We start from the raw sequence: 26987 nt of genomic DNA, 5'->3' as shown, positions 1-26987 counted from the left end.
TGGTGAGGGGGACACGACGAGTGCGGGGGGACGGAGAAGACTGCGGGAGGCCGGAGTGAACGAGCACGAGGCGTACTCCACCGGATCCGAGGCGCGTCACGGTGTGCCCGGCAGGCCGCCCGGGCCGGCGGAGGCCGTGCACGAGGAGATGCTGCTGCGCTATCTGGGCGCGATGGCGGCCGTGTCGTCGAAGCAGGCCGCCCACCACGGCCCGCCGGGATACGGACGGGCGGAACGACCCGAGCCCCCCGCGGCCCCCGGGACGGCCGCCGCGGCTCCCGCCCGGGAGGCGGCCGGAACCGGGACCGCCGCCCCGCCACCGGTCACGGCCGGGGCCGGACCCACGGGCGCCGCGACGACCGCGCCGTTGCAGGTGCGCGACGTGATGCAGGTGCCCGCCCCGTCCGTGCCCTGGGACCTGCCGTTCTCGGACGTCGCGCGGATCCTCGCGCGCGAGGGCGTCGGATCCGTGGCCGTCGTGGACGCGCACGACCGGGTCGTCGGAGTGGTGTCCGAGTCCGATCTGCTGGCGAAGGTCGCCGTCGAGGCCCAGGAGCACCGTCCCGGGCCGCTGCGCCGCATCAGGGAGCGCAGGCTCCTGGAGAAGGCCCGCGGCGACACGGCCGAGGTGCTGATGACGAGCCCGGCGATCACGGTCCTGCCGGGTGCGTCCGTCGCGGAGGCGGCGTGGCTGGCGGCACTGTCGCGGCTGAAGCGGGTGCCCGTCACCGACCACGAGGGGCGCCTGGTGGGGACGGTCCACCGCAACGCCCTGCTGCACGCCCTCATCCGGGACGACGCGGGCATTCAGAAGGACGTCCGGCATCTGGTGACCGTGGTGGCCGGGCCGGGCGCGGCCGACGCCGTGCAGGTGGGCGTCCGCGGCGGTGTGGTCGACCTCCAGGGCCGGATGCCCGAGTCCGCCGCGGAGCGGCTGGTCGCGGAGGTCGAGGACATGGACGACGTGGTGGAGGTCCGCAACCATCTGGCCCCGGCCTGAATCCGACGGGACTTGACGGGACTTGACGGACGGGGTCTGGCGGGTGGGGTCGGAACGAACCGTTCCGACCCACCCGCCAGACCCCCTGGCGCTCAGGTCCCTTGGACTCAGCCCCCTTGGATCCAGGCCTCTTGAGCCGGCGCGCCGGTGCTCACCGGTCGGCCGGCGTGATCCGTCGTCCCGTCAGCCGCGTGGGGCGGATCTCCACCCACAGGGTGCGCCCGCCGCCGGCCCAGGGGTCGGAGTGGGCCCGCTGCTCCAGCCGCCGTACCGCCTCGGGGTCCGTGACGGCCTCGGCCGGACCGACGGCCAGCACGCTCCAGCCCTGGCTCATGGTGTCGTCGACGTGGTCGACCTCGAAGGCGACCTCCGTGCCGACCACCGAGGCGGGGGCCGTGCCGGGGGCGGTGCGGAACACGACACCGTCGTCGACCACGTCGTAGTTGACCGGGACCACGACGGGTCCCTCCAGGGTGGTGAACGCGACGCGGCCGACCCCGTGCGACGACAGCAGCGCCCGGCACTCCCCCTCGTCGAGGTCGCGCAGGCTGGGGTGGAGCAGGGCGTGTCCCTGGCCCGGTGGCCGTTCCTGGTCGCCGCCCTGGAGTTCGATCAGTGTGGTGCCCAGGGCGTCGGCCAGGCGGATGAGGGTCGCCACGTTCGGGTCCGACGGATGTGCCTCCAGGTACGCCAGGTACTGGGGCGACATCCGCGCCCGCCGGGCGGTCTCCTCCAGGCTGAGCCCCTGCCGCCGTCGGGCCGCCGCCACCCGGCGGCCCACGTCCCCCGGTTGCAGGGCGTGGCCCGCGGGCCGCTCGGCGGGCGCGGCGCCCGTGTCCGGGCGGGCCGCCCCGCCCGGTTCCGGCTGTGGCGCCGGCGCCTCCTGCCCGAGGTGCTGGACGCGGGCGTCCGGACCGGGGAACACCAGCGTGACCTCTCCGGTGTCCGACCAGCGCACGTCGTACGGCGGTGTCCCGTCGTCGTGGTGGAGGCCGACGATCTCGCCGTCGCGCCGGGCGGAGCCGGTGACCGCGCTTTCGACGACGAGCCGGTCGCCTAGCCGAGCATGCATGACCGGGCCTTTCTCGAGGGGTCCGCTCCCCAGGATCGCGCCTGGCCACCTCCGGCACCAACAGGGCTCGAGGTCCCGCGCGGCGGGGACGAACGGCCCGTCCCCGGGTGCGCAGGTCCCCAGGCGGCGGGGGTCCGGGGCTGCCACGCTGGAGGGAGGCGGGTCGCGGTCGAACCGCCGCCTCGGCACGCCGTGCCGGTCCGAGGACCGGACGACCGCAGGACCGGAGGGAGAGGCTCGATGCAACACCGTATGGTCGAGGATCTGATGACCCGCGGCGTGGTCCGGGTGCGCCGGGACACGCCGTTCAAGAAGATCGCCCAGCTTCTGTCCGACAACGGCGTGGCCGCCGTGCCGGTGGTGGACGACCTGGGACGGCCCGTCGGCATCGTGTCGGAGGCCGACCTGCTGAGCAAGGTCGCCGCGCAGCCCGACCCGGCCGGTCTGCTTCCGCTGGCCGACCTCACGGGCCGGGAGCCTGCCAGGACCGACGCCGCCACCGCCGAGGAGTTGATGACCGCTCCCCCGGTGACCGCGCGTCCGGAGTGGACCGTCGTCGAGGCCGCGCGCCTGATGGACGCCCACCGGATCAAGCGCCTGCCCGTGGTCGACGAGGCGGGTGTCCTCGTGGGCATCGTCAGCCGCAGCGACCTGCTGCGGATCTTCCTGCGCCGGGACGAGGCGATCCACGAGGAGGTCGTCGGCGAGGTGCTGAACCGGACCCTCGGCCTGACCCCGGCCGACGTGACGGTCACGGTGACCGACGGCCGCGTCGTGCTCAAGGGGTCCGTCGCGGCCAGGAGCCTGATCCCGGTGGTCGAGCGCCTGTGCCGCGGCGTCGACGGCGTGGTCGCCGTGGCGGCGGACCTCATCTACCGATCGGACGACACCAGCGGTGCTCCCGGCACCCGGTGAGGTCGCGGCGCGAAGGCGGCCCGGGCGGCCGCACTGGGGCCGGATGGCCTTCCGCCCACGCGCAGCAATGACCCGGAAGGCCCTGCCACGCGGCGGGCCGCGGCGTGAGCCTGGAGGGGACAGCCGGAGGTGAGCACGATGGCGGCGAACACACACGACCGGCGGTCGCTGTGGCGCTGGCGGCGCAACCCGCTGCGCCGCCGCGAAGACCTGGTCGAAGCCTGGATCCTGCTGGCCGCCTGGACGGCCGTCGCGGTGGGCGGGCCGCTCGCCGGCGTGATGAGCGCTCAGGCGACCTCGGACACCCTCGCGCGGCAGCGCGCGGAGCGGCATCCGGCCACCGCCACCCTCGTCACCGACGCGGAGCGCGGCGGCGGCCGCTTCAACACGTCGGGCGACCGCGTCCTCGCCACGGTCCGCTGGACGGACCCGGACGGTACCCGGCACTCCGACAGGACGCTGGTCGACAGCGGGCTGAAGGCGGGCGACCGGATCGTCGTCTGGACCGACAACCACAGCCGCGTCACGATCCGGCCCACCACGCCGGCGCAGGCCACCACCCAGGCGGCGGCCACGGGCGTGACAGCGGCGCTCGCCGTCAGCGGGGCCGCGGCCGGCACCTACTACGCGATCCACGCCGCCCTGGACCGGCGCCGCGGCCGCGCCTGGGACGCGGAGTGGGAGAAGTTCGGCCCGCAGTGGGGGCGTACGGCGTCCTGACCCGAGCGGGCGGCCCCCCTGCCGGGTGAGTCCGGCGGCGGGCGCGGTCCGTGCCCGCGGGGAGAACCCCGGGTCGGCCCGCGGCGGGAACGCCGAACGCCGGGGCGGCCCGCAGACGCCGAACGCCGGGACAGCCCGCGCAAACCCCGAACGCCGGGACAGCCTGTGGGAGGAGAAGTCATGAGCGACGTGGTGGTCGTCGGGGTGGACGGTTCCGACTCGGCCCTGGACGCCGTCGTGTGGGCGGCGCTCGAAGCCGAGTCGCGCAAGGCCTCCCTGCGGGTGGTGCACGCCTTCTCCTGGCCGGTGGCGCACGCGTCCCTGGACAAGGTGCTCTCCCAGCCGATGCGGGCCCGGCTGCGGGACGCGGCGGACCGGCTGGTGAACGAGGGCATGGAGCGGGCGCGCGCGGCCGCGCCGGACGCGGACGTCTCCGGGTCGGTCCTGCCGGGTGATCCGTCGACGGTGCTGGAGGCCCGGTCGCGGGAGGCGGCTCTGGTGGTGGTGGGGAGCCGGGGGCTGGGCGGTTTCGGCGGGCTGCTGCTCGGCTCCACCGCCGCCGCCCTCGCCGCCCACGGGGGGTGCCCCGTCCTGGTGGTACGGCAGCTCGCCGATCCCACCGGTCCGGTCCTGGTCGGCGTGGACGGGTCCCCGGCGGGCGCCGAGGCCCTCCGCTTCGCCCTGGCGGAGGCCGCCCGGCGCCGCGTCCCGGTCGTGGCGCTGCACGCCTGGACCACCTGGAACGCGCCGATGCCGCCTCCCCCCGACGCCGCCGAGCCCTACGCGAACGAGCCCGGTGTGCTGGCCGCCGCCGAGGAACGGCTGCTGGCCGAGGCGATCGCGGGGCACCGCGAGCGGTACCCGGACGTGAAGGTGGAGCCACGACTGGTGCACGGCCCCACCCGTCAGGCGCTGATCGAGGCGAGCCGCACCGCTCAGCTCACCGTCCTCGGCTCGCGCGGGCGCGGCGGGTTCTCGGGGCTGCTGCTGGGCTCGGTCAGCCAGGCCCTGCTGCACCACGCGTACGGCCCGGTGGCGGTCGTACGGGCCTGAAAGGGCCGAACGACCCATGCGCCACCCCCGGCACGCCGCCACCATGGAAGACGGACGCCGGGAAGGCGCCGCACGTTCCGCCGCACGGGCCGGGACCGGGCCCGCAGCGCGCCCCGCAGCGTGGTTCCGTACGCCGGTGACCGCGTGCTCGACTTCGGGAGGCGTGGATGACGCACACCGATGGCCGCAGGCCGATCGTGGTCGGTGTCGACCCGGATCCGCACAAGCGCATGGCGCTCGCCTGGGCCGCCGACGAGGCGGACCGGCACGGGCTGCCGCTGCTGCTGGTGCACGCGCAGGGCGTGCCGACCCCCGGCTACCGGCCGCAGGGCGGGCACCCGTCCTGGGAGAGCTGGAAGGGCGAGTTGCACGCGGCAGGCGATGCCACGCTCAAGGAGGCGGTGGCCTTCGTCGAGGCCCGGCACCCGCGGCTGGAGGCGTCGGCGCTGCTGGCGGAGGGGCAGCCGGCCTACGTGCTCGCCGAGCAGGCCCGCGGGGCCGCGCAGGTCGTGGTGGGGTCCTGGCATCTGAGCGCCACCCAGGAGCGGTTCGGCTCGGCCGCGGTCGCCCTTCCGCTCGTCGCCCACGCCGGCTGCCCGGTCGTGGTGGTGCCCGAGCCCGAGCACACCACCCAGGAGCCGCCCTACTTCGTGGTGGGCGTGGACGGCAGCCCGCACTCCGCGGCGGCGGTGGACTTCGCCTTCGAGGAGGCCTCCCTGCGCGGCGCGGTGGTGCGCGCCCTGTACGTCTGGCGTCCTCCGTTGCTGGGCGCCTACGACGAGTACGCGGCCCTCCAGGAGTGCCGCCGGATGCTGTCGGAGATCGTGGCGGGGCGCGGCGCCGCCCGTCCCGAGGTCGAACTGCACCACGAGGTCGTCAAGGGACACCCGGTCCAGGTGCTCACCGAGGCCGCCGAGCACGCCCTGGGCCTGGTGGTGGGCACCCGGGGGCTGGGCGGCTTCAGCGGGATGGTGCTGGGGTCGGTCAGTCAGGGCGTGCTGCTCCACGCGCGGTGCCCGGTCGTCGCGATACCGCACCGGCACGCCGAGTGACCACCCCGGGGGCGCCCGCGGTACGGCCTTCCACGCGGACGCGCCGACGCCGGGGCGACCTTCCGGGGCGGCAGTGGCGATGCGGCCGCCCGGGCGGCCGCATCGCTCAAGTCGCCTTCTGTTCCTGGGGACCGCCGACCGGCGCGTACCACACCAGGCGGGTGCCGCCGCCGTCCGGGCTGCCGAGTTCCATGTCCCCGCCGAGCTTGCGGGCCCGCTCCGCCATGTTGCCGAGGCCGCTGCGGCGGCCACCGGCCGGTATGCCGACGCCGTTGTCGGTGACGGAGAGCCGGACCTCCCGGCCGTCGGTCTCCAGCACCACCTCGGCCCGGTCGGCACGCGCGTGCCGGGCGATGTTGGTGAGGGACTCGGAGAGCACGGCCACCACGTCGTCGGCGATCTCCTTCGGCACGTGCGTGTCGAGCAGGCCCTCCATGCGCACGCCGGGCGCGAAGCCGAGGACGGGCGCCGCCTCGCCGACCACGCGGACCGCGCGGGTGCGCAGCCCGGGTGCGGCCTCGTCGCTGCGGGTGCGCAGGCCGAAGATGGTCGACCGGATGATCTTGATGGTCTCGTCGAGGTCGTCCACCGCGCGCAGGACGCGTTCCTTCGCCTCGGTGTGCTCGACGAAGCGGCCGGCGCTCTGCAGCGTCATCCCGGTCGCGAACAGCCGCTGGATGGCGAGGTCGTGCAGGTCCCGGGCGATCCGGTCGCGGTCCTCCAGCAGGATGATCTGCTCGGCGTCCTGCCGGCGCTCGGCGAGCTCCATGGCGACGGCGGCCTGCGCGGCGAAGACCTGCAACTGGTCCATCTCCGCCTCGGAGAACTCGTTCGCGCCCGTCTCGCGGACCAGCAGCACGACACCGCGCACCCGGTCCCCGGACCCGATGGGCACGGCTCCGGCCGGTCCCAGACCGGTGAAGCGCTGGAGGCCGCCCGAGACGCGTTCGTCCTGCGCGACGTCCGGGGTGGTCACCGCCACGCCACCGTCGTAGGCCTGCCCGAGCAGCGTGCCGGTCACCGGCATCACCAGGCCGCGCAGCACCTCGGCCTCCTGGCCGATGGCCAGTTCGACGGTGAGGGCGTCGGTGTCGGACATGGGCACCGCCACCACGGCGAGGGCGGCGCCGGTGATGTCCCGGGCGCGCTCGGCGATCAGTCCGAGGACCCCGCCCTGGGCGGTGCCGGACATGAGGCTGTGGGTGATCTCCGCGTTCGCCTGCAGCCAGCGCTCGCGCAGCCGGGACTCCTCGTACAGGCGGGCGTTGTCGATCGCCACGCCGGCCGCCACGGCCAGGGTGGACAGGACCGACTCGTCGTCCTCGTCGAACTGGAGGCCGCCGCGCTTCTCGGTGAGGTACAGATTGCCGAAGACCTGGTCCCGGACCCGGATGGGGACGCCGAGGAAGGTGTTCATCGGCGGGTGGTGCTCCGGGAACCCGTACGACGCCTCGTGTTCGGAGAGCTTGGCCAGCCGCAGCGGGGCGGGGTGGCGGATCAGCTCGCCGAGAATGCCGTGGCCCTCCGGGTAGGGGCCGATGCGGGCGATCTGCTCCCCGGTCACCCCGATCGTGTGGAAGGCCGACAGCCGCCTGCCGTCGGGGCCGATCACGCCGAGTGCGGCGTACTCGGCGTCGACCAGCGTGGCCGCGGCCTCCACGATGCTGAAAAGAGCCTGCTCCAGATCGAGTTCCCGCCCGACCGAGAGCACCGCCTCCAGCAGGCTGTGCACCCGGTCCCGGGTGCCGCGCGCCGCGTCGAGGCGGGCCTGCAGCTCCTCCAGCAGCTCGTCGAGCCTGAGCTGCGGCAGCCGTACGCGGGCCTCCTGAGCGTCCCCGGAGCTTCCCACGCTGTTCCTCCAAGCCCCACAAAGTACCGACGCCGTTCCGCTCCCGTGACACATTAGCGGTTCCGGCACGGCGACGATACGTGATCACCCGGGGGTGGGCGGCAAGCGGGGCACCGCGGCGGCCAGTTGCGCGGCAGCCGGCCGGCGGGACCTGCGTGCGGGGCAGGGCCGGCGGCCGGCGTCAGTGCCCTTCGCCGCGCAGCCGGTCCTGTGCCTGGGTGGCGATGACGGCGGCCTGGATGCGCCGCTCCACACCGAGTTTGGCGAGCAGCCGGGAGATGTGGTTCTTCACCGTCTTCTCGGCGAGGTACAGCCGCTGGCCGATCTGACGGTTGGTCAGGCCCTCTCCGATGAGGGCCAGGATCTCCCGCTCCCGCTCGGTGAGTCCGGGAAGCGCGTCCGGTTCGGGCTCCTGCTGCTGGCCGCCCCGCAGCCGGGCCATCAGCTTGGTGGTGGCGCTCGGGTCGAGCAGCGACTGGCCGCGGGCCACGGTGCGCACGGCCGAGACCAGGTCCGAGCCCTGGATCTGCTTCAGGACGTACCCGGAGGCACCGGCCATGATGGAGTCGAGGAGCGCCTCCTCGTCGTCGAACGAGGTCAGCATCAGGCAGGCCAGGTCGGGCAGGCGGGAACGCAGTTCGCGGCAGACGGTCACGCCGTCGCCGTCGGGCAGGCGGACGTCGAGGACCGCCACGTCCGGACGCAGCGCGGGGACGCGCACCAGCGCCTGTTCCACGGTGGCCGCCTCCCCTACCACGGTGATGTCCGGTTCGTCGTCCAGCAGGTCGTGCACCCCACGCCGTACCACCTCGTGGTCGTCCAGGAGAAAGACCCGGATCGGGGTGCCGGGGCCGGCCTGCTCACGCTCCGCCATCGGTTGCTCCTCGCGATGTGTTCGTTTTTCCACTGGGAACCATCCCCCAAGCCGGGACCAGAGGCCAGGGCCGGTCGGCCCTCTTTCCCGGGCCGCGGGCTCAGCCTTTCACGCGTCCGGACGTGCCGCGCCGGACCTCCGCGGGCGCGGGCACGTCGCGGCGGCGCCGCGCGGATCACGGGATTCAGGGTACGAACGGCCGCCGTGGACGCGCCGGCGGGTCGTGCCGGGTCCCGGCAGGTCGTGCCGGGCGAGCGTGCCGGGCGGCCGTGTTCAGGACGGTTCCGCCTCCAGCCGGTAGCCGCTGACGAGTTCCGGCACGATGCGGACCACGTGCGCCATCTCCGTACCGACCCAGGGGTGCAGCAGGCCCTGGTAGCGGGCCAGGTCGTCGGGGTCGGTGACGCGGGTGGCCAGTCCGGTCACCACGACGCTCCATCCGGTGTGCGTGCACGGGTCGATCTCGTCCGCCTCGTACGCCACCACCTCGGCACTCAGCGAGTGTTTGAGCAGGGCGGATCCCGTGTGGGTGCGGATCACGACGTCCCCGTCGTGCACGAGGTGGTTGACCGGCCGGATCGCGGGCAGCGCCTGCTGGGTGAAGCCGACCCGGCCCAGGGGCACGCTCGCCAGCAGCCGCAGCGCCTCCTCGCGGCCCAGTTCGACCATGCGCCGGGTGGCGACCCGGGCGGCCGGGGCCGGGTCGGCCGTCATGCCGCCTCCTCGCACGGCACCGCGCACCTCGGCGCGGTGAGGCCTGGACACCTCACGACAGCGTTCACCTTGGGCCGTCCTCTCTCCCTCGCGCGGTCCGTGTGCAGGGTGCTGCGGACGGCCCGTACGAGGGAGGGGCACGGGTCGCCCGCGAACTGTTCCGGCAAGGGATCGTCTCTCCCCGGGTGTGCCGGGCCCCAGGGCCGTTGGCCCCCGGCGCAGGGCCGAACGGCCCTTGTCGCGGGGCCGGGGCACCGCCGCTGCGCTGCGGCGGTGCCCCGGCCCCGCGGTGCGGTCCGGCCGGCCCGGACCCCGTCCGGCTACCGGAGCCAGCGGTTGCGGCCGACGAACGGCAGCCCGGCCCAGAGGCGGCCGAGGCCCCAGGTGGCGCCGGCGCCCGTGGCCGCGAGGGCGATCAGGGCGAGGGCGTACACCAGGTGGTAGTCGGCGAACGGGTTCGTCGACATGCTCGGCGAGCCGTCGGAGAGGTGCTGGGCCGGCGGCCACTCCGCCATCCACATCAGCGCCATCATCACGGTGCCGGCCACCGCGGCGAGCCGCAGCCCGATCCCCGCGATCAGCGCGACACCGATGCCGAGCAGGCCGAGCATGAACAGCCAGTCGGCCCAGGCGGCGCCTGCCCAGTCGTGGAAGGTGGACTCCATCGGTCCGGCGGCCACCGAGCCGAGGAAGCCCTTCGTCGGCGATCCGCCGTCGATCCAGCCCTTGCCGGAGGGGGTCGCGTAGCCGAAGCCGAACGTCTTGTCCAGGAACGCCCACAGGAAGACGAACCCGAGCAGCACCCGCAGCCCCGCCAGGGCGTACGCGCCGGTCGCGGTGGCCGCGGAGGTCGCTGTGTCGGACCCGGTGGCCGCCGCGTTGCTGCGCCGGAGCGACAGGTGAAGGCCCATGTGCCGGTGGCCGTGGTCGTGCACTGCCATGATGTCCATCCCCTTCAGGGAGTACCGCGGGATATCGGTCGTTCGCGTTGTTGCGCTCTCAATGTCCCGCCGCCGCGGCCGGGTTCGCAGGGGCTGCGCGGCCCGGTCACCCGGGCCGAACGTCCTTGTCCTGCGGGCCCGTTCAGCCGTCCCAGGCCCAGTCCGCGACCTCGGGAAGGTCGGTGCCGTGCTCCCGGCTCCAGGTGTGGTGCCGCAGCCGGGCGTCCTCCATGCGCTGGCGCATGGCGGCGCCGCGCACCGACAGCCCGGGGACGCGGTCGACGACGTCCATGACCAGCCGGTAGCGGTCCATGTCGTTGCTGACGACCATGTCGAACGGCGTGGTGGTGGTGCCGATCTCCTTGTAGCCGCGCACGTGCAGGTGCGGGTGGCCGGTGCGCCGGTAGGCGAGGCGGTGGATCAGCCACGGGTAGCCGTGGTAGGCGAAGATGACCGGCCGGTCCGTGGTGAACAGCCCGTCGTACTCGAAGTCGCTCATGCCGTGCGGGTGTTCCTCGCTGGGCAGCAGCCGGGCGATGTCCACGACGTTCACCACCCGCACGGCGAGCTCGGGCATGTGCCGGCGCAGCAACTGGGCGGCGGCCAGCACCTCCTGGGTGGGCACGTCGCCCGCGCAGGCGAGCACGACGTCCGGGTCGCGCGTGCCGTCCTCGGTGCCGGCCCAGTCCCAGATGCCGGCGCCGCGGGCGCAGTGCACCTTCGCCTGCTCCATGGAGAGCCAGTCGAAGCAGGGCTGCTTCCCGGCGACGACCACGTTCACGTAGTCGCGGCTGCGCAGCACGTGGTCGGCGACCGACAGCAGGGTGTTGGCGTCCGGCGGCAGGTAGACGCGCACCGCCTCCGGGCTCTTGTTGAGGATGTGGTCGACGAAGCCGGGGTCCTGGTGGGAGAAGCCGTTGTGGTCCTGCCGCCACACGTGCGAGGTCAGCAGGTAGTTGAGGGAGGCGATGGGGGCGCGCCAGGGCAGCCGCCGGGTGGTGCGCAGCCACTTGATGTGCTGGTTGACCATCGAGTCGACGATGTGCACGAAGGCCTCGTAGCAGGAGAACAGCCCGTGCCGGCCGGTGAGGAGGTAGCCCTCCAGCCAGCCCTGGCAGGTGTGTTCGGACAGGATCTCCATCACCCGGCCGTGCCGGTCCAGGTGTTCGTCCACGTCGAGGGTCGCGGCCTGCCAGGCCTTGCCGCTGGCCGCGTAGACGGCCTGGAGGCGGTTGGAGGCGGTCTCGTCGGGTCCCACGAGGCGGAAGTCGCGCCGGGAGGCGGTGGCGCGCATGACGTCCTGGAGCAGGTCGCCGAGGACGCGGGTGGGTTCGTGCAGGGTGGCGCCGGGCTTGTCGACGGCGACCGCGTAACGCTCCAGCGGCGGCAGGGGCAGTGTGCGCAGCAGGAGCCCGCCGTTGGCGTGCGGGGTCGCGCCGAGCCTGCGGGAGCCCTGCGGGACGCACGCCAGCACGTCCGCGCGGGGCGCGCCGTGCTCGTCGAACAGCTCCTCGGGCCGGTACGAGCGCAGCCACCGCTCCAGCTGCCGCAGATGCTCGGGGTTGTCCCGTACGGCGGACAGCGGGACCTGGTGGGAGCGCCAGGTGCCCTCCACGGGCAGGCCGTCGACCTCGGCCGGGCCGGTCCAGCCCTTGGGGGTGCGCAGCACGATCACGGGCCAGCGCGGCCGGTCGGTGACGCCCTCCGCGCGGGCGGCGCGCTGGATCGCGGCGATGCGGTCCAGGGCGGTGTCCATGGCCTCGGCCATCGCCCGGTGGACGGCCGCCGGGTCGTCGCCGGTGACGTGGACCGGGTCGTGGCCGTAGCCCTTCAGGAGGTCGTCGAGTTCCTCCTCGGGGAGCCGGGCGAGCACCGTCGGGTTGGCGATCTTGTAGCCGTTGAGGTGCAGGATCGGCAGCACGGCGCCGTCCTCGACCGGGTCGAGGAACTTGTTGGAGTGCCAGGAGGCGGCCAGCGGGCCGGTCTCCGCCTCGCCGTCGCCGATCACGCAGGCGACCAGCAGCCCCGGGTTGTCGAGGGCGGCGCCGTAGGCGTGCGACAGGGAGTAGCCGAGCTCACCGCCCTCGTGGATCGAGCCGGGCGTCTCCGGGGCGACATGGCTCGGTACGCCGCCGGGGAAGGAGAACTGCCGGAACAGCCGGGCCATGCCGGCCGCGTCCCGGGTGACGTCCGGATAGGTCTCGCTGTAGGTGCCTTCCAGCCAGGAGTTGGCCAGCACTGCGGGTCCGCCGTGGCCGGGGCCCCAGATGCACAGCGCGTCCAGACCGCGGGCGGAGACGACGCGGTTGAGGTGGGTGTGGACGAGGTTGAGGCCGGGTGAGGTGCCCCAGTGGCCGAGCAGGCGGGGTTTGACGTGCTCGGGGCGCAGCGGTTCGGTCAGCAGGGGGTTGGCCATCAGGTAGATCTGGCCCACGGAGAGGTAGTTCGCGGCGCGCCAGTGGGCGTCCAGCCCGGCGAGCTCCTCCTCCGTGAGCCCGGCGGGCGCCTGCTGCGGATCGACGGACATGGGGGTCCTTTCCGGTTCGGGGCGGCGGTCGGGCGGTGCCGCGTGCCGGGGCACACGTCCTCACCCTCCGGCGCGGCGCCGGGTACCCGACAGGGCCGTTCGGGCCACCTCCGTCGCGCGTGCTGTTCCGGCCACGCCGACGGGGGCGGAGTCCGGCCACCGCGCCTCGGGTCCACTCCGTCATCCTGGCGCCGGCGGGGTTCGCGCGCCCGCAGGCCGGGCCGGGCGGGGATCTCCCGGACTCTCAGGTCACGAAAAGGTATCGGACATTTCGCACTTCAATCTTCACACGAGGCACACACGTTCGCTAAGTTGACGCCCGGGCCGCATGACCAGCTCCGGCGAACCCCGCCGGATCGTACGGCCTCCGCCCGGCCCGGGAGACTGACCGGCAGGGGGTGAATCGGCCCGACCGCCCGCCAGGGCAGGGCCGTGGGGCACGCCTTCCGGGCCTCCGCCCGCCCCTGGCAGCCGCCCCGGGGGGCGGCCTGCGGAAGGAGCGCGTCTTCCTTGGCGCCGGAACGACCCTCGCGCGCGGAAGGCCCCGGCCTCCCCGACCCGCGCGACTCCGCCCCGGAGGCGGCCATGAGCGACTACGCACCCAGCCGCGCCGAGGTCCGGCGGCGGATCAGCAGCCTCTACGACCGGGCCGAGACGGCCACCGGCAACTACAACGCCACGCGGGCGATGAGCAAGGGCGGACGCACCCGCGCGGGCTCCGCGCCCGGCAGGTCCGGCGCGGCCGCCGACCCGAGCCTCGAAAGCATCGCCAGGCAGTGGTTCGACGCCGCCCGCGCGGAGGTGGGCCCCACGGTCCCCGCCGTCCTGCCCGCGGACCGGCTGCCGAACCCGGCCGGCTCCCGCCGCACCCCGCCGTCGAGGCGGCCTGCGGAAGGCAGTCTCGGCGGCCCGGCACGTGAACTGACCGCCCGCTCCTTGCCGGAACTGCCCCCCGGCCCGTCCGCCACGGCCACACCCGTCCCGGAACTGCCCGCGGGCCCCACCGCCAGGACACCCGCCACCGGTCGGGTGGCGGAGCTGCCCGCCGGGCCCTCGGGCAGGCTCACCGCCGCGGCTGCGGGCGAGTTGACCGCCGGGGCTGGGAGCGGCCTGACCGCCGGGACTGTGAGCGACTCGACCGTCGGCGCCGGGGGGCGGCCGCCTTCCGGCCGAGCGGGCGACACGAACGCCGGGGCCACGGACGGGCTGACCGCAGGACCTGTGGGCGCGCTGGGTGCCGGATCCACCGGGCCCTCGAGCTGGCTCGGCGCGGGACCTGGGGGCGGGTCGACCACCGGAACCGGGGGCGACTTGGCCACCGCCCCCATGGGCGGACTCGGCGCCGGGCCGCTGGACGGCCTGACCGCCGGACCCATGGGCGGCCCAACTGCCGGGCCCGTGGGCAACTTGACAGCGGCACCCACGGACGGATTCGGCGCCCGGCTTGTGGGCGGGCTGACCACCGGACCCATGGACGGGCTCGGCGCCGGGACCCTGGGCGGGCTCGCCGCCGGGCCCGTGGACGGGCTCACCGCCGGAACCAACGGCGGCCAAAGGACCGGATCCGTGGGCAACTTGACCGCCACGCCCATGGAGGGACTCGACACAAGGCCGCTGGGCGGACTCGGAGCCGGACCCGCGGGCGCGCTTGGCGCTGGGCCGCTGGACGGCCTGACCGCCGGACCCACGGGCGGCCCAAGTGCCGGGCCCGTGGGCAACTTGACCCCGGCACCCACGGACGGATTCGGCGCCCGGCTTGTGGGCGGACTGACCACCGGACCCATGGACGGGCTCACCGCCGGGCCCATGGACGGGCTCACCGCCGGGCCCGGGGGCGGAGTCGCCGGTGGGCTCGCCGGGATGCCGGACGGTGTGCCCTTCGGCCGGCCGGTCGCCGGGTCCCTGAGCGGGACGGCCGTGCGGCCGTCGGGGGCGTCCGCCGGGGACCTGACCGCCGTACCGGCGACCGGGTCACCCACCGCGCCCGCGCCCTTCACCGCGTCGCCGGCCGCGGCGCCGCACACGTGGTCGGGGGCGGCGGACGCCAGGGACACCATGGGTGCCCTCGGCCGCTCCCCCGCGTCGGTCGCGCGGCCCGGGCAGCTGGCGATGCGGTCCTCCAAGGACCGGCTCCGCCGCCAACTCGCGCAGGCACAGGAGATGTTGGTCCGCCGATCCACACCGGGCGGCGCGGTGCCCCCGGCCGCCGCGGAGACCCCCGGCACACGCCCGGCCGACGCGCCGGCCCCGGCGTCCGACCGGCGCGCCGACCGAGCGCTCGCCTTCGCCCGTGCGCAGATCGGCAAGCCGTGCGTCTGGGGCGCCACCGGACCGGACTCCTACGACGGCGCGGGCCTCACACAGGCCGCCTGGCGGGTCGCCGGAGTCGCCCTGCCGCGGACCGCGTCCGAGCAGTCCGGGTCCGGCACGCCGATCCCCCTCGCCGACCTCCAGCCCGGTGACCTGGTCTTCTTCTACGCCGAGGTCAGCCACGTGGGCCTCTACGCGGGCAACGGCACGATGGTGCACGCCCCGACCCCGGGAGCGCCCTTGCGGGAGGAGTCGGTCTTCTTCGCCGGCGCGCAGGCCATCCACAGCGCGGTGCGCCCGGCCTGACCGGCAAGCCGGGCGCCCGGACACGTCCGACAAGGGACCGCGGGCCGCGCTACGCGCCCTTGCGGCCCACCCCGGCATACACCCAGTACCGCTCCGGGTCCTCCGGGATCTCCTCCGCGGACTCCGGGCGCCACAGGGGCACGTGCACCAGTCCGGGCTCCACCAACTCGTAGCCGTCGAAGAGGGAGTTGATCTCCTGATACGAGCGAGGGGTGACCGGCGAGGTGGCCCGGGAGCGGTACAGCCGGCCCACGGCGGCGGCGGTGTCCGGGCGGTCCTCGTCCGTGGCGTGGGTCAGCGCCAGCCAGCTCCCGGCGGGCACCGCGTCCCGGAAGGCGGCCACGATCCCGGCCGGGTCCTCCTCCGGCGCCACGAAGTGCAGGATCGTGATCATGAGGACGGCGACGGGCCGCTCGAAGTCGATGAGCTCGGCGACCTGCGGTGAGGACAGCACCACCTCCGGGTCCCGGATGTCCCCGGCCACGATCGCGGCATTCGGGTTGCCGGCGAGGAGGGCCTCGCTGTGCGCCACCGCCACCGGATCGTTGTCGACGTACACCACACGGGCCCCCGGGCTGGCGGCCTGGGCGACCTCGTGGACGTTGCCCTGGGTGGGAATGCCGGAGCCGAGGTCGATGAACTGGCGCACCCCGGCGTCCACCAGGAACCGCACCGCACGGCCCAGGAAGGCCCGGTTGGCGCGGGCCAGCGTACGCACCTGGGGATCGATGGCCGTGAAGGCGGCCACCGCCTCCCGGTCTATGGCGAAATTGTGCTCGCCGCCCAGCATGACGTCGTACATCCGCGCCACGCTCGCCTTGTCCGGGTCCACCCCATCCGGCAGACCGCCCTCGTCCGGCATGACCAACTCCCCTGCTTCCCAGTCACCTTGACGGTGCATCATATAGTTGCCCCTGGCATTAGCCGACGGTCCGCCCGACCCCCCGCGCCGCTACCGGCCCCACCCGGAAGGCCACGACCCTGCGGAACACAGAACGCAGTGATCCCGACGACGCTCCCCCCTCGGCGCCGCTCCGCCGTCGTGCCCGCTTCTCCCCCGCGGCCGACGCCATCGGGTCCGAACTCGACCTCCACGTGACCGGCCGCCATGTGGTCCACGCCCTCGCCCCCGGCTTCTGCGACGCGGCCTCGGTCTACCTGCTCCAGCGCTGGCTCCTCGAGGAGCAGGGCCGGGTCACGGCCGACCCGCCGCAGATCGAGGCCCGCCGGCTGGCCCTGCGCATAGGCGCGGACACCGCGGAGGACTGGGAGCACCTGCTGCCGGTGGGCGAGGTCCTGGTCTTCCCGCGCGAGACCCCGTACGCGCGCGCCGTCGCCACCGGGCAGACCCAGCTGCTCGACGGCGTCGACCGGCACACCGCCGACCGGCTCCGCAAGGCCGGCCCGGGCGACGCCGGAGTGGACGCCCTGCTGCGCGCCGGCTCCTTCCTCATCGTCCCGCTCCGGCTGCGCGGCCGGGCGGTCGGCTTCGTCGCCTGCACCCGCGGACCGGACAAGGAGCCCTTCACCCGCGGCGAGGCGGTGGCGGTGGAGTCGTTGGGCGGGCGGGCCTGCGTCGCGCTCGACAACGCCCGGCGCTACGAACGGGAGCGCCGCACCGCGCTGGCGATCCGCCGCAGCCTGCTCCCGGACACCGGGCAGGCCTTCCCCAGCTGCCGGGTCGCGCACGGCTACCGGCCCGCCGGGCAGGACAACGTCATCGGCGGGGACTGGTACGACGTGCTGCCGCGGGAAGGCCGCCGGCTGGCCATGGTCGTCGGTGACGCGATGGGGCACGGCCCGGAGTCCGCCGTCGCGATGATCCAGCTGCGCACCGCGGTCCGCACCCTGGCGGCGCTCGACATCGCTCCGGCCGAGCTCATGGGCCGGCTCGACACCGTCGCCAGCGACACCCCCGGCGCCTCCTTCGCCACGTGCATGTACGTGGAGTGGGACGCGAACCTCCACACCTGCACCTTCGTCGGGGCCGGACACCCGCCGCCGCTGATCCGGGGGCCGGGCGGTCCGGCGGTGCGGGTCACCCTCACCTCCGCCGGTCTGCCCCTCGGGCTGGGCTCGGGCCGCTACGAGCCGACCGTGCTGCGGCTGTCCGAGCCGACGCTGCTGCTGCTCTACAGCGACGGGCTGGTCGAGTCGCGCACCGCCGACATCGACCAGGGCATCAGCCGCCTCGCCCACGCGTTCGACGCCGGGTCCGCGGCGGCGGACACCGACCGTCCGGACGCCCTGCCGTCGGTGTGCCGGCGACTGCTCGACGGTTCCCCGTCCGGCCGGGCGACCACCGATGCCGACGACGACCGGACCCTGCTGCTGGCCGAGCTGACCCCGGGCAAGAACTGAGCGGGAACCGGGACCCGGGCAGCCGCCCCGCCGTCCGGGCCGCTTGTCGCATGAGCTGACACGCCCGTTCGAGGGAGCAGCTCACCTGATGCGGTGACCGGCCGGGACCGACACGTACGGACGGCGCGGGAACGCCGTTGCTCCGGCATGGACAGCACTTCTCGGGCCGTGCCACGCCCACCGGGCCACCGGCCCGCGGACCGGCCCTACGCGGAACTGACCAGCGGGACCTGGAGCCGGCCGGCGGTTCACGAGCCCCGGCCGGACGTTCACGAACCCGCGCAGCCGGTGCAGGCACTCAGGCCGCCGGCACACGAACTCCGACCGCCCGCGCGCGGGCCGTGGAACCCGGAGCGGCAGGCCGCCGGACGGGGCGTGCCCGAACCGTCCTCCGTCCAGTGGGCGTCGTTCGCCGACACCGGCTCACCCCGGCCCCCGGTCTCCGTACAGCGGACGCCCCCGCCCGCGACCCCGCCGGCCGTCCTGCCGCGGAGCCTCGGGACGGACGGGGGCGCAAGGGGGCTGTGCGGCCTCGACCTACCGGACGTCCGGGACGAACGAGACGGACTGAACGAACGCGACGAACGAGATGCACTGGCCGTAGGAGAGGTGTTCAGGGTGCCCGCGGTGCCCGTGCCGCGTGGGATCCCGGGCCTGTGATCCGCGCCGAGGAAGCGGCCGGGCCGTTCCGCGTGGGCCCCGGGGGCCGGCTCGAGTGGTGGGTCCGGTCGTGGGCACTGCTCGCTCACGACCTGGTGACGGAGGCATCACGATGGCTGGCGGAGGCGTTGCCCCGCCCCGGACATGTCGTTGAGCGCGACATGGACGCGTGGGAGGACGGCGACTGCCCCTGGTGCCGGTCGCTGCTCGGCACCGGCCGGGCGGCCGCCGAGCCGGACGCCGGCCACCGGGACGAGGGCCCTCGTGCCCCCTGGGTGGCGCGGGCCCGTCTGGTCATGGTCCCCGTGGCCGCCCTCACCGTGGTGGCCGCCCTCGTGGTGGCGCTGGCCTGAGCCGGCCGGGCGGCGCGGGCCGCGCCGGATCGCGGTCGCCCCGTATCACGCGCAGGGTCGGGGTAGGAGTGACATATGCCCCACACGGCACGGTCACCGCGCCCGTGCCCCGTCTGGCGGGCCGCCAGCCCGTCGTGACGCCGGAGCGGAGGATGCCATGTCCGGGACGACCCCACCACCGGACCCCACCGGACCACCGGGCCCCGTCGGCTCGCCGGACCCCGTCGGCTCGCCGGGCCGCATCGGGTCGCTGGAGGACGATCTGTGCGCGGCCCTGGCCGAGACCGTGCGCGGCACCGGCGCCTCGATCGGCGGTCTGTTCCTGATCGACCGGCCCGTCCGGGCGCAGCCGCTGATGAGGTTGTTCGCCGAGTGCGGTATGCCGGTCGAATTCACCGCCCCTTGGCGAAGGCTGCCGTTGAGCGCGCCGGTACCGCTGACCGACGCGATCGCCGAGGACCGGCTCGTCTGGATCGGCGGCCAGGCCGAGATGGCCCGCCGCTACCCCCGGGTGGCCGCCGTCCTGCCCTACCGGGTCGCGCTGGCCGCCGTCCCGCTCAGCGGGGTGCGACGCTGCTGGGGCGGGCTCGTCCTGATGTGGCCCGCCGACCCGCTCCGGGAGGCATCGGCGCGCGAGCGCGCCCATCTGACCTCCAGTGCCCGGCGGCTGACCCGTCTGCTGGAGGAGGCCCCCCGGCCACCCGAACTCTCCGACGAGCCCCGGGTCGTCCCCGTCGAGACCCCGCGGGTCGCCGCGCGGACCGGGCCGGCCGCCGCCGACTGGGCCGAGCGCCTGCCCGAGGGCGCGGTGGGGCTCGACCTCGAAGGCCGGATCACCTTCCTCAGCTCCACGGCCGCCCGTCTGCTCGGCCGCGACGCCGAGCGCCTGCTGGGCACCCGCCCCTGGCATTCGCTGAGCTGGCTGGACGATCCGGTCTACGAGGACCACTACCGTACGGCGGTGGTCGGCCGCGCCCCCGTGTCCTTCACCGCGCTGCGCCCGCCCGACCACTGGCTGACCTTCGAGCTCCATCCCGATGCCAGCGGCATCAGCGTCCGCGTCCTGCCCCGGCCTGAGCAGCGCCCCGCGGTCCCGGCCCGCCCCGCGGGACGGCGTCCTGCAGTCGCGCCGACCGGCCGTCTCTACCAGTTGGTGCATCTGGCGACCGCGCTCACCGAGGCGGTGGGCGTGACCGATCTGGTCGGCCTGATCGCCGACCAGATCCTGCCCGCGTTCGGCGCCCAGGGCCTGGTTCTCTCCGCCGCCGACGCCGGCCGTCTGAAGATCATCGGCCACCACGGGTATCCGGCCGACGTGGTCGAGCGTCTCGACGGGCTGCGGCTGGACACCGATCTCACCCCGGCCGGCCACGTGATCGCCGCCGGCACCCCGTCCTTCTTCGGCACCCCCGCCGAGCTGGCCCGAAGCTACCCGGACGCCCCCCGGATCAGCGGCAAACAGGCCTGGGCCTACCTGCCCCTGGTCGTCAGCGGCCGCCCGGTGGGCTGCTGCGTCCTCTCCTACGACGATCCCCACACCTTCACGGCCGACGAGCGGGCCGTCCTCACCTCGCTGGCCGGCCTGATCGCCCAGGCCCTGGACCGGGCGCGGCTCTACGACAGCAAGCACGACCTTGCCCACCAGCTCCAGCAGGCGCTGCTGCCGCACACCCTGCCTTCCCTGACCGGCCTGGACGTCGTCGCCCGCTACCTTCCCGCCAGCCACGGGCTCCAGGTCGGCGGGGACTTCTACGACCTGCTGCGACTCGACGACACCACCGCCGGCGCGGTCATCGGCGACGTCGAGGGCCACAACATCGCCGCGGCCGCTCTCATGGGCCAGGTGCGCACCGCCATCCACGCGCACGCGACCGCGGGGGCCTCCCCCGACAAGGTGCTGGCCTGCACCAACCGGCTGCTGGGCGATCTGAACACCGACCTGCTCGTGTCCTGCCTGTACGTCCAGCTCGACCTCGCGCGCCACCGCCTCGCCCTCGCGAGCGCCGGTCACGTGCCGCCGCTGCTGCGCGGCGGCCCCGGCAGCGCCCGCGTGCTGGGCCTGGAACCGGGTCCGCTGCTCGGCGTCGACACCCGCGCCCGCTACCCCGTCACCCGCGCCGACCTGACCCCGGGCGCGACCCTGGCCCTGTACACCGACGGCCTGGTGGAGGTGCCGGGCATCGATGTCGGGATGACGATCGCAGCTCTCGCCCGGCAGCTGGCCGACGCCGGCGAACAGGATCTGGAGAAGCAGATCGACGGTCTCGTCCACCGCGTCTGGCCCGCGGGCGGGCACACCGACGACATCGCCGTCCTCCTGCTGCGCGCGAGCGGCACGCCCGCGTGACCCGACCGACCGCGCACCGGCAGGTCCGGCCTCCCCTCGGTCCCGGCGGCTCGGAAGGTCCGGGGCGCCGCCTGGGGTGGGCGCCGCGGTGTGAGGCGGGCCACGCGGCGGTGAACGGGGTTGTTATGACAGCCGTCATGGAACATGCTGCTGCTCGACCGCCGCCACGGCCGTCGTCACCGCCCGGAACGGGGCCGGACGAGGCCGGGCGGGCGGACTTGGGCGATCGGCTGGGAGGTTCCGACGTGGGTGACGGCCTTGCACGGGCGCTGTGGGAACGGTACGAACCGGTCCACGACCTGGTCTATTTCGCGCCCGAGGCGCGACGGGCGGCGGACGGGCTCGGGATGCGCGGCTTCTGGATGGGCTACTTCGCGCTGCGCGCGGCCCCGCTGGGCCCGGTGCCCGCGCCGGTGGTCACGAGTTGCTTCTACGTCTTCCATCCGGACCGGGTGGCCCGGGCCGTGCCGGACGCCTGGGCGTACGCCGACCCGGCGGATGTGCTCGCGGCCCGTGAGGAGGCGATGGACGCCGCGCTGACCCGGGTGCTCGGCCCGGACGCCGTCTCGGGTGGCCTGATGGCCGAGGCGGCGGACCTGGCCTGGGAGGCGGCGGCCGCCGCCGACACCGCGGGCCGCGTGCTCGGCGCCGCCAACCAGGCCCTGGGCCGCCCCCGGCAGGCGCATGTGCGGCTCTGGCAGGCGCTGACCACGCTGCGCGAGCACCGGGGCGACGGGCATGTGGCGGTCCTCGTCGCGCACGGTCTGGGACCGGTGGCCGCGATGGTGCTGAAGTCCGCCGCCAAGGAGTCGGACGCCACGCTGCTGCGGGAGACCCGCAAGTGGGACGAGACGGCGTGGCGGGCGGCCGAGGACCGCCTGCGCACCCGTGGCTGGCTGGAGGAGGACGGCACCCTCACCGCCGCCGGAGCGGCGGGGCACGCGGAGGTGGAGGCGCTGACCGACGCGGCCGCCGAGCAGCCGTGGGCCGCTCTGGGCGCCGACCGAACCGCGCGCCTGGCCGATCTGCTGGAACCGCTGGTCGCCGCCGTCGTGGGCTCCGGACTGCTGCCGCCCGGCAATCCGGTGGGACTGTCCGGCACCCGGCGGCCCTCCTCTCCCGCGGGCACGGCGGGCGGCACCGGCACGGGCCGGGAGTGAGCGGAGTCACCGCGACCGGCGGCACCGGCCCGGGCCAGGAGTGAGCGGGGCCACCGCTACGGGCGGAGCCCGGGGCCCGGGCGGCGGTCGTCCAGGAGCGCGATCCTGGCGGTGACGCGTTTGCCGGCCGGCTCGGGATGCACGTCGAAGCTCCGGGCCACGGCCATGACGATCTCCAGGCCGTGCTGGCCCACCCTGCCGGGGTCGGCGCGGCGCGCCACCGGCAGCAGGGGCCCACCGTCCCGCACCGTGACCGACACGGCGTCGTCGTCGACCCCCAGGTCCAGCAGGACCGGGCCGGGCGCGTACTTCAGGGAGTTGGTGACCAGTTCGCTGACCACGAGCTGGGTGAGGTCCAGCGCGCGGGCGGAGACGGGCAGGCCCCGCTCGGCCCGCAGCCGCTCCAGGAACAGGACCGCGGCATGACGGGCCGTGGCGATGGAGCCCGGCTCCGCGCCCAGGGTCACCCTCGTGTGCGGCACGGCGGCATCGAGCCCCGACCGCTCTCCCCCCTCGGGAGCACCTTCCATCCGGTCCGCCTTCACTGCCTGCTCACACGCCTGCGTCTACCCGTGTATACGCCCGTGAAGCCCTCCGCACTCGACAAGCGGCCACTCTCGGCTTCACCAAGCCCTAACATCATGGCCAACAAACCACTGGCCATGGCCAGACGTTCACGAGAAGTGAGGGAAGTGTGGCAGAGACCGAGGGAGCGGCGGTGCCCGACCGGCTGCTGATCAACCGAACCACGGCCGGCGACGGCGCGTGTGTCGTCACCCTCGCGGGAGAGGTCGACCTCGACGGGAGCGCGCACCTGCGCGAGACGCTGCTGTCCTGCCTGCACACCGCGCGGGTCACGGTCGTCGACTTCGGCGGCGTGACCTTCATGGACTCCAGCGGCATCAACGCCCTCATCACCGCCCACCAGACCGCGGAGGAACGCGGCTGCCGGCTGAGTGTCGCCGCACCCCAGGACGCGGTCCTCAGGGTGCTGGAACTGGTGGGGGTCGACACGCTCATCCCCTGCTACCCGACCCTGGAGCAGGCCCTGACCGGCTGACGGCCGACGGCCGCCTCACCCCGCGCCGTACAGTTCGGCCGCGTTGGGGCGGGGCGCCGGACGGTGCCGGGCCGCGGGGCCCTCGGCGAAGGCGCGCAACAGGTTCTCCGTGGTCCGGGTCACGAAGGCGCGGGTGCGGACGTCCATGCCGTGGTCGCGCCCCCGCTCCCCGGTCCCGGCCGTCAGGGCCTCGACCCAGCGCAGGGTGCCCGTGGCGTAGACGCCCGCCCCGCCGGCCACCGTGTAGTACGCCGAGTCGGCGTGGCTGCGGGTGCCGGCGCGGACCAGCGGCGAGTGCGCGGTGATCTCCAGCGGGTCGGGGACCGGCGCGCCCGGGGTGACCCGGTCGTACTCCACTCCGACCAGGTGGTCGAAGCTCTCGCCGGGACGGACTCCGGTCCCCCGGTGGAGCCAGTGGTCCGCCGCGTGCACGACGTACGGCGCGTCCACCGGATAGCCCTCGTAGAGCACTCCGGTGAGCGACGACTCCGGGTCGGCGCCCGGGCCCCGCCGGAAGTCGGTGGTCACCAGCGCCGGGCGGGACGGGTAGCAGGGGTCGCTCCGGTAGGCGGACTTGTAGCAGACCACCGTGCGGTCCGGGCCCGTCGCACCCGGCTGCAGGCGGATCCGGCGGAAGCAGGTGTTGGCGCCGAGGAAGGCCACGTTGGCTCCTGCGTCGCGGGCGCCGGTGACGTGGTGCCGCTGCTCGGGCGTCCAGTACTCGTCGTGGCCCAGGCACACCACGGCGGCGGCGCCGCTCAGCACCGCGGGGTCGCGGTGCACGTCGATGCCGGTGCTGTACGCCAGGGGCACGCCCAGGCGCTCCGCCAGGACGACGGCCGCCCACTCGTACACCAGGAACTTCTCGGCACCGTTGCCGTCGTAGGGCCGGTCGAAGCTGACGGCGAGGGAGCGGTCGGCGTACGCGCCGAGGGCACCGCCGTAGAGGCTGTGGCCGCCCCACCGGTTGTACGCCTGCCAGGTGGCCGGGGCGTGCACGAGGACGGTGCGGCCCGTGCCCTCGGCCGAGCGCACCACGAGCGGGACGTAGTGCCGGTGGCCGCTGTCGGCGTCGAGGCGCAGGAGGTAGGCCCCCTCCGGCCAGCCGTCCGTGTCGAGGGTGAGGGTGCGGGGCCAGTCGGCGCGGACGGTGCGGGTCGCGGGCAGCAGGCGCGGGGCCGGCCGGACGCGCCCCGGCACCGGTCCGGACCGCCAGACCAGCCGGGCGTGCGTCCCGCCGTACCAGCCGACCCGGAAGGCCGAGACGCGGATCGAGACGGCCGTGGTCGCCACGTGCAGACCGCACTCCTCGCCCGGCCTCACGCTGACGTGGTCGGCGTAGCCGGTCACCGCGTCCGGCGGTCCGGTCGAGCCGAGCCGCCAGTCCGGGGTTCCCGGCCGGCCCCGTTCCGTCTCGGCCCGGTGGAGCTCCGGCGCCACGGGCGGGCGGCCGAGCGTGGGCGCGGACGCGGCCGCCGCCGCGCCCAGACCGGCCCCGGCGCACAACCTCAGGAACCGCCGGCGCGCGATGACGTGCCGGTCACCGCGTCCGGCCCGCGGCTCGTTCCCCGGCGCCGGCGGCACGCTCTCAGTCGGTCCTGCCGCGGCCCGTCAGCACGTCCCGGACCCGGTCGACCAGTCCGGCGCCGGGTGCCAGGAGCTTGTTGGCGGGCGGCGTCTGCGGGGCGGACGGGTGGGGCCGGGTCGGCGCCGTCTTCTTCGCGGAGCGCACCTTCTCCCCGAGCTTTTCCAGCTCCTCGGGGGCGGCGGCCTCCCGCAGCCGCGGGAAGAGGTTCTGCTCCTCGTCCGTCACATGCTCGCGGATCTCCCGCATCAGCCGGCCGATGAACTCGTCGAACCGCGCGTCGTCGGCCGAGCATCCCTCCAGTTCCTTCATCGTGCGTTCGGCCTCCGCGTGGTCCTGGATCTCCCGGTCGGCGATCTCGTCGCCGTCCGGGAGGAACCGCCGCACCGCCGGGTACAGGTGCATCTCCTCGGCCACGGAATGACGGACCAGTTCGATGACGGCCTGGTCGGCCAGGTCCTTGCGGCGCTTGTCCCCCATCGGAAGGGCCTCGATCTGCGCGAAGATCTCGTCCACCTCGCGGTGGTCGGTGGTCAGTTCCTGGATGACGTCTCCGCCGTGTCCCATGGCAGGGCTCCTTGTTCCTCGTCCGTCGCGGCTGGTCGTACGGTTCGACCGCCCGCCGGGTTCCCGCGGCGGGCCGAGGCACACCGCGGACCCGAATGCATTCGTCCTGGCCGGGAACCCGGCGACAGCCGGAGTCACCCACACCCCTGGAGAGGACCATGAGTCTGCTGCGCGTGGTCGGCCGTCCCCTGCTGGCTTCGATGTTCGTCGTCGGAGGCTGGAACTCCGTCCGCAACCCCAGGGCCGTGGCCCCGGCCGCCGAGCCCGTCGTACGGCCGATCACGGAGCGCGTGGCGGCCCTGCCCGACGGGACCGAGCAGCTCGTACGCCTGAGCGGCGGCGTCCAGATGACGGCGGGCGTCCTCCTGGCGACGGGCCGGCTGCCCCGGCTCTCCGCCCTGGCCCTCGCCGCCACCCTCGTGCCGACCACGGTGGCCGGCCACCGCTTCTGGGAGGCGGAGGACCCCTCCGACCGCGCCCAGCAGCGCATCCACTTCCTCAAGAACCTCTCCATGCTGGGCGGCCTGCTGATCACGGCCGACGACACCGCCGGCGCGCCGTCGGTGCTCTGGCGAAGCCGTCACGCCGCCCGTGAGCTGCGCCGCGAGGGACGCCTGGTGCGCCGCTCGGTCCGCGCCACGGCGCGTCCTGCCGCCGCCGTCGGCGGCGTCAGGGCCAAGCTGCACGCCTGACCCACGGACCCGCCCGGCTCGTTCCCCTGTCCGCCCCGGACGACGAAGGACCTGCGATGAACCACCACGCACGCTCCGGACCCTTCCTGCCGGGGTTCACCGGACAGAGCGGTCACGATCTGCTGGGCATCTATCTGAACGACCATCTGGCGGGCGCGACCGCGGGGACCGAGCGCGCCCATCACCTCGCCGTGACCTGCCGGGGTTCCGGGATCGGCGACGCGATGGGCCGGATCGCCTCCGAGATCGGCGAGGACCGCAGGACCCTGCTGGAGATCATGCGCAAGCTGGAGGTGCCGATCCGGCGGTACAAGGTGTACGCGGGGCGGCTGGGCGAGCGGGCGGGGCGGCTGAAGAGCAACGGCAGCCTGGTACGGCGCTCTCCCCTCAGCACCCTGCTGGAGCTGGAACTGCTGCACATCGGGGTGGAGGGCAAGATCTGCGGCTGGCGCGCGCTGCGGCAGCTCGCCGACCGCGACGACCGCCTGGACCCGGAGCAGCTCGACCGGCTGCTCGAGCGGGCCGCGAGTCAGCTCCGCACGATCGAGGACCTGCGCAGTCGCCAGGTCCTGGACACCTTCCCCGAGATCTGAGGCCGGGGCGTGAACCGGCGCTCTTCGCCCGACCCGGCCGGTCGTGGACTGCGACCTGTCCGGTCGTGACCCGGTTCCGCCGGTCGTGACCTGCGACCTGGCCCGTCTGGTGACCCGTGAGGGCCCCGCCGTCCGTCCGGCGGGATCCACGTCCGGGTCTTCCCGCGTCATCCGGTGCCCGGGCACGCCGATGTCCTTCGTGTCCGGGCCGCCCGGCGTCACCCGTGCCCGCCCCGCGTCACCCGTGCCCGCCCGGCCTCGTCACCCGAGACCGGG

The 26987-nt window shown here is 74.8% G+C and carries 23 protein-coding genes; 13 read left to right on the top strand and 10 right to left on the bottom strand.

What is annotated here, in order from left to right:
• Nucleotides 1-55 precede the first annotated feature (55 nt).
• Complete coding sequence (locus ACF1A5_RS04315) at nt 56-1000, top strand: CBS domain-containing protein (protein ID WP_392191296.1); 945 nt, start codon at nt 56-58, stop codon at nt 998-1000.
• 151 nt (nt 1001-1151) lie between these two features.
• Here the strand turns inward: ACF1A5_RS04315 and ACF1A5_RS04310 are convergent, their stop codons facing one another.
• Entirely contained in the window at nt 1152-2072 is a 921-nt protein-coding gene (locus ACF1A5_RS04310; protein ID WP_392191295.1) for a pyridoxamine 5'-phosphate oxidase family protein, read from the bottom strand.
• A 240-nt stretch (nt 2073-2312) separates the two neighbouring features.
• On the opposite strand from ACF1A5_RS04310, the gene ACF1A5_RS04305 reads away from it, so the two are divergent.
• The 4 genes from ACF1A5_RS04305 (at nt 2313) to ACF1A5_RS04290 (ending at nt 5812) form a co-directional block, all read left to right on the top strand.
• A complete protein-coding gene (locus ACF1A5_RS04305) occupies nt 2313-2987 on the top strand; it encodes a CBS domain-containing protein (RefSeq protein ID WP_392191294.1) in 675 nt (224 codons plus the stop codon).
• Nucleotides 2988-3125: 138 nt separating this feature from the next.
• Entirely contained in the window at nt 3126-3707 is a 582-nt protein-coding gene (locus ACF1A5_RS04300; protein WP_392191293.1) for a hypothetical protein, read from the top strand.
• 180 nt (nt 3708-3887) lie between these two features.
• Nucleotides 3888-4760: a universal stress protein gene (locus tag ACF1A5_RS04295; protein ID WP_392191292.1), complete on the top strand. Its 873-nt coding sequence runs from the start codon at nt 3888-3890 to the stop codon at nt 4758-4760.
• Between the two features lie 167 nt (nt 4761-4927).
• Nucleotides 4928-5812, top strand: coding sequence for a universal stress protein (locus ACF1A5_RS04290; RefSeq protein WP_392191291.1), 885 nt, complete (start codon nt 4928-4930; stop codon nt 5810-5812).
• 106 nt (nt 5813-5918) lie between these two features.
• On the opposite strand, the gene ACF1A5_RS04285 is transcribed toward ACF1A5_RS04290, so the two are convergent.
• The 5 genes from ACF1A5_RS04285 to ACF1A5_RS04265 form a co-directional block, all read right to left on the bottom strand.
• Nucleotides 5919-7661 carry a GAF domain-containing protein gene (locus ACF1A5_RS04285; protein ID WP_392191290.1) on the bottom strand — a complete coding sequence of 581 codons (1743 nt, stop codon included), beginning with the start codon at nt 7659-7661 and terminating at the stop codon, nt 5919-5921.
• A gap of 181 nt (nt 7662-7842) precedes the next feature.
• Complete coding sequence (locus ACF1A5_RS04280) at nt 7843-8535, bottom strand: response regulator transcription factor (protein ID WP_356188811.1); 693 nt, start codon at nt 8533-8535, stop codon at nt 7843-7845.
• A 273-nt stretch (nt 8536-8808) separates the two neighbouring features.
• The gene (locus ACF1A5_RS04275) at nt 8809-9249 is read right to left on the bottom strand and encodes a pyridoxamine 5'-phosphate oxidase family protein (protein ID WP_392191289.1); all 441 of its coding nucleotides are present in this window, start codon (nt 9247-9249) and stop codon (nt 8809-8811) included.
• A 320-nt stretch (nt 9250-9569) separates the two neighbouring features.
• A complete protein-coding gene (locus tag ACF1A5_RS04270) occupies nt 9570-10190 on the bottom strand; it encodes a hypothetical protein (protein ID WP_392191288.1) in 621 nt (206 codons plus the stop codon).
• Between the two features lie 142 nt (nt 10191-10332).
• Nucleotides 10333-12717, bottom strand: a complete 2385-nt coding sequence (locus tag ACF1A5_RS04265; RefSeq protein WP_392191287.1) for a phosphoketolase — start codon at nt 12715-12717, stop codon at nt 10333-10335.
• A 585-nt stretch (nt 12718-13302) separates the two neighbouring features.
• Here ACF1A5_RS04265 and ACF1A5_RS04260 point away from each other — a divergent pair.
• A complete protein-coding gene (locus tag ACF1A5_RS04260) occupies nt 13303-15333 on the top strand; it encodes an NlpC/P60 family protein (protein ID WP_392191286.1) in 2031 nt (676 codons plus the stop codon).
• A 49-nt stretch (nt 15334-15382) separates the two neighbouring features.
• On the opposite strand, the gene ACF1A5_RS04255 is transcribed toward ACF1A5_RS04260, so the two are convergent.
• Entirely contained in the window at nt 15383-16195 is an 813-nt protein-coding gene (locus ACF1A5_RS04255; protein ID WP_392191285.1) for an SAM-dependent methyltransferase, read from the bottom strand.
• 233 nt (nt 16196-16428) lie between these two features.
• Between ACF1A5_RS04255 and ACF1A5_RS04250 the strand changes: the two genes are divergently transcribed.
• The 4 genes from ACF1A5_RS04250 (at nt 16429) to ACF1A5_RS04235 (ending at nt 22214) form a co-directional block, all read left to right on the top strand.
• A complete protein-coding gene (locus tag ACF1A5_RS04250; RefSeq protein ID WP_392191284.1) occupies nt 16429-17694 on the top strand; it encodes a PP2C family protein-serine/threonine phosphatase in 1266 nt (421 codons plus the stop codon).
• A gap of 821 nt (nt 17695-18515) precedes the next feature.
• Nucleotides 18516-18707: a hypothetical protein gene (locus tag ACF1A5_RS04245; RefSeq protein WP_392191283.1), complete on the top strand. Its 192-nt coding sequence runs from the start codon at nt 18516-18518 to the stop codon at nt 18705-18707.
• Nucleotides 18708-18864: 157 nt separating this feature from the next.
• A complete protein-coding gene (locus tag ACF1A5_RS04240; protein ID WP_392191282.1) occupies nt 18865-21054 on the top strand; it encodes a SpoIIE family protein phosphatase in 2190 nt (729 codons plus the stop codon).
• Between the two features lie 245 nt (nt 21055-21299).
• Complete coding sequence (locus ACF1A5_RS04235; protein WP_392191281.1) at nt 21300-22214, top strand: hypothetical protein; 915 nt, start codon at nt 21300-21302, stop codon at nt 22212-22214.
• Between the two features lie 56 nt (nt 22215-22270).
• On the opposite strand, the gene ACF1A5_RS04230 is transcribed toward ACF1A5_RS04235, so the two are convergent.
• Nucleotides 22271-22744: an ATP-binding protein gene (locus ACF1A5_RS04230; RefSeq protein ID WP_392191280.1), complete on the bottom strand. Its 474-nt coding sequence runs from the start codon at nt 22742-22744 to the stop codon at nt 22271-22273.
• Nucleotides 22745-22908: 164 nt separating this feature from the next.
• Between ACF1A5_RS04230 and ACF1A5_RS04225 the strand changes: the two genes are divergently transcribed.
• A complete protein-coding gene (locus ACF1A5_RS04225) occupies nt 22909-23274 on the top strand; it encodes an STAS domain-containing protein (RefSeq protein ID WP_392191279.1) in 366 nt (121 codons plus the stop codon).
• Nucleotides 23275-23289: 15 nt separating this feature from the next.
• Here ACF1A5_RS04225 and ACF1A5_RS04220 read toward each other — a convergent pair whose 3' ends face one another.
• Nucleotides 23290-24858: a N,N-dimethylformamidase beta subunit family domain-containing protein gene (locus ACF1A5_RS04220; protein ID WP_392191278.1), complete on the bottom strand. Its 1569-nt coding sequence runs from the start codon at nt 24856-24858 to the stop codon at nt 23290-23292.
• 4 nt (nt 24859-24862) lie between these two features.
• Entirely contained in the window at nt 24863-25426 is a 564-nt protein-coding gene (locus ACF1A5_RS04215) for a hemerythrin domain-containing protein (RefSeq protein ID WP_392191277.1), read from the bottom strand.
• A gap of 158 nt (nt 25427-25584) precedes the next feature.
• Between ACF1A5_RS04215 and ACF1A5_RS04210 the strand changes: the two genes are divergently transcribed.
• Together ACF1A5_RS04210 and ACF1A5_RS04205 are read left to right on the top strand one after the other, a co-directional pair.
• The gene (locus ACF1A5_RS04210; protein ID WP_392191276.1) at nt 25585-26118 is read left to right on the top strand and encodes a DoxX family protein; all 534 of its coding nucleotides are present in this window, start codon (nt 25585-25587) and stop codon (nt 26116-26118) included.
• Nucleotides 26119-26174: 56 nt separating this feature from the next.
• A complete protein-coding gene (locus ACF1A5_RS04205) occupies nt 26175-26711 on the top strand; it encodes a hypothetical protein (RefSeq protein WP_392191275.1) in 537 nt (178 codons plus the stop codon).
• The last annotated feature ends 276 nt before the right edge of the window (nt 26712-26987 follow it).

The sequence above is a fragment of the Streptomyces sp. NPDC014864 genome, assembly GCF_043081525.1.
Taxonomy (GTDB): domain Bacteria; phylum Actinomycetota; class Actinomycetes; order Streptomycetales; family Streptomycetaceae; genus Streptomyces.
This window is presented reverse-complemented; position numbering and strand designations above follow the sequence as displayed.

Coding starts and splice junctions, on each gene's coding strand:
- ACF1A5_RS04230 (WP_392191280.1), bottom strand. CDS start 22,744: ATGGAAGGTGCTCCCGAGGGGGGAGAGCGGTCGGGGCTCGATGCCGCC.
- ACF1A5_RS04260 (WP_392191286.1), top strand. CDS start 13,303: ATGAGCGACTACGCACCCAGCCGCGCCGAGGTCCGGCGGCGGATCAGC.
- ACF1A5_RS04290 (WP_392191291.1), top strand. CDS start 4,928: ATGACGCACACCGATGGCCGCAGGCCGATCGTGGTCGGTGTCGACCCG.
- ACF1A5_RS04305 (WP_392191294.1), top strand. CDS start 2,313: ATGCAACACCGTATGGTCGAGGATCTGATGACCCGCGGCGTGGTCCGG.
- ACF1A5_RS04205 (WP_392191275.1), top strand. CDS start 26,175: ATGAACCACCACGCACGCTCCGGACCCTTCCTGCCGGGGTTCACCGGA.
- ACF1A5_RS04275 (WP_392191289.1), bottom strand. CDS start 9,249: ATGACGGCCGACCCGGCCCCGGCCGCCCGGGTCGCCACCCGGCGCATG.
- ACF1A5_RS04215 (WP_392191277.1), bottom strand. CDS start 25,426: ATGGGACACGGCGGAGACGTCATCCAGGAACTGACCACCGACCACCGC.
- ACF1A5_RS04245 (WP_392191283.1), top strand. CDS start 18,516: ATGGACGCGTGGGAGGACGGCGACTGCCCCTGGTGCCGGTCGCTGCTC.
- ACF1A5_RS04265 (WP_392191287.1), bottom strand. CDS start 12,717: ATGTCCGTCGATCCGCAGCAGGCGCCCGCCGGGCTCACGGAGGAGGAG.
- ACF1A5_RS04295 (WP_392191292.1), top strand. CDS start 3,888: ATGAGCGACGTGGTGGTCGTCGGGGTGGACGGTTCCGACTCGGCCCTG.
- ACF1A5_RS04300 (WP_392191293.1), top strand. CDS start 3,126: ATGGCGGCGAACACACACGACCGGCGGTCGCTGTGGCGCTGGCGGCGC.
- ACF1A5_RS04270 (WP_392191288.1), bottom strand. CDS start 10,190: ATGGCAGTGCACGACCACGGCCACCGGCACATGGGCCTTCACCTGTCG.
- ACF1A5_RS04240 (WP_392191282.1), top strand. CDS start 18,865: ATGTCCGGGACGACCCCACCACCGGACCCCACCGGACCACCGGGCCCC.
- ACF1A5_RS04210 (WP_392191276.1), top strand. CDS start 25,585: ATGAGTCTGCTGCGCGTGGTCGGCCGTCCCCTGCTGGCTTCGATGTTC.
- ACF1A5_RS04310 (WP_392191295.1), bottom strand. CDS start 2,072: ATGCATGCTCGGCTAGGCGACCGGCTCGTCGTCGAAAGCGCGGTCACC.
- ACF1A5_RS04280 (WP_356188811.1), bottom strand. CDS start 8,535: ATGGCGGAGCGTGAGCAGGCCGGCCCCGGCACCCCGATCCGGGTCTTT.
- ACF1A5_RS04255 (WP_392191285.1), bottom strand. CDS start 16,195: ATGCCGGACGAGGGCGGTCTGCCGGATGGGGTGGACCCGGACAAGGCG.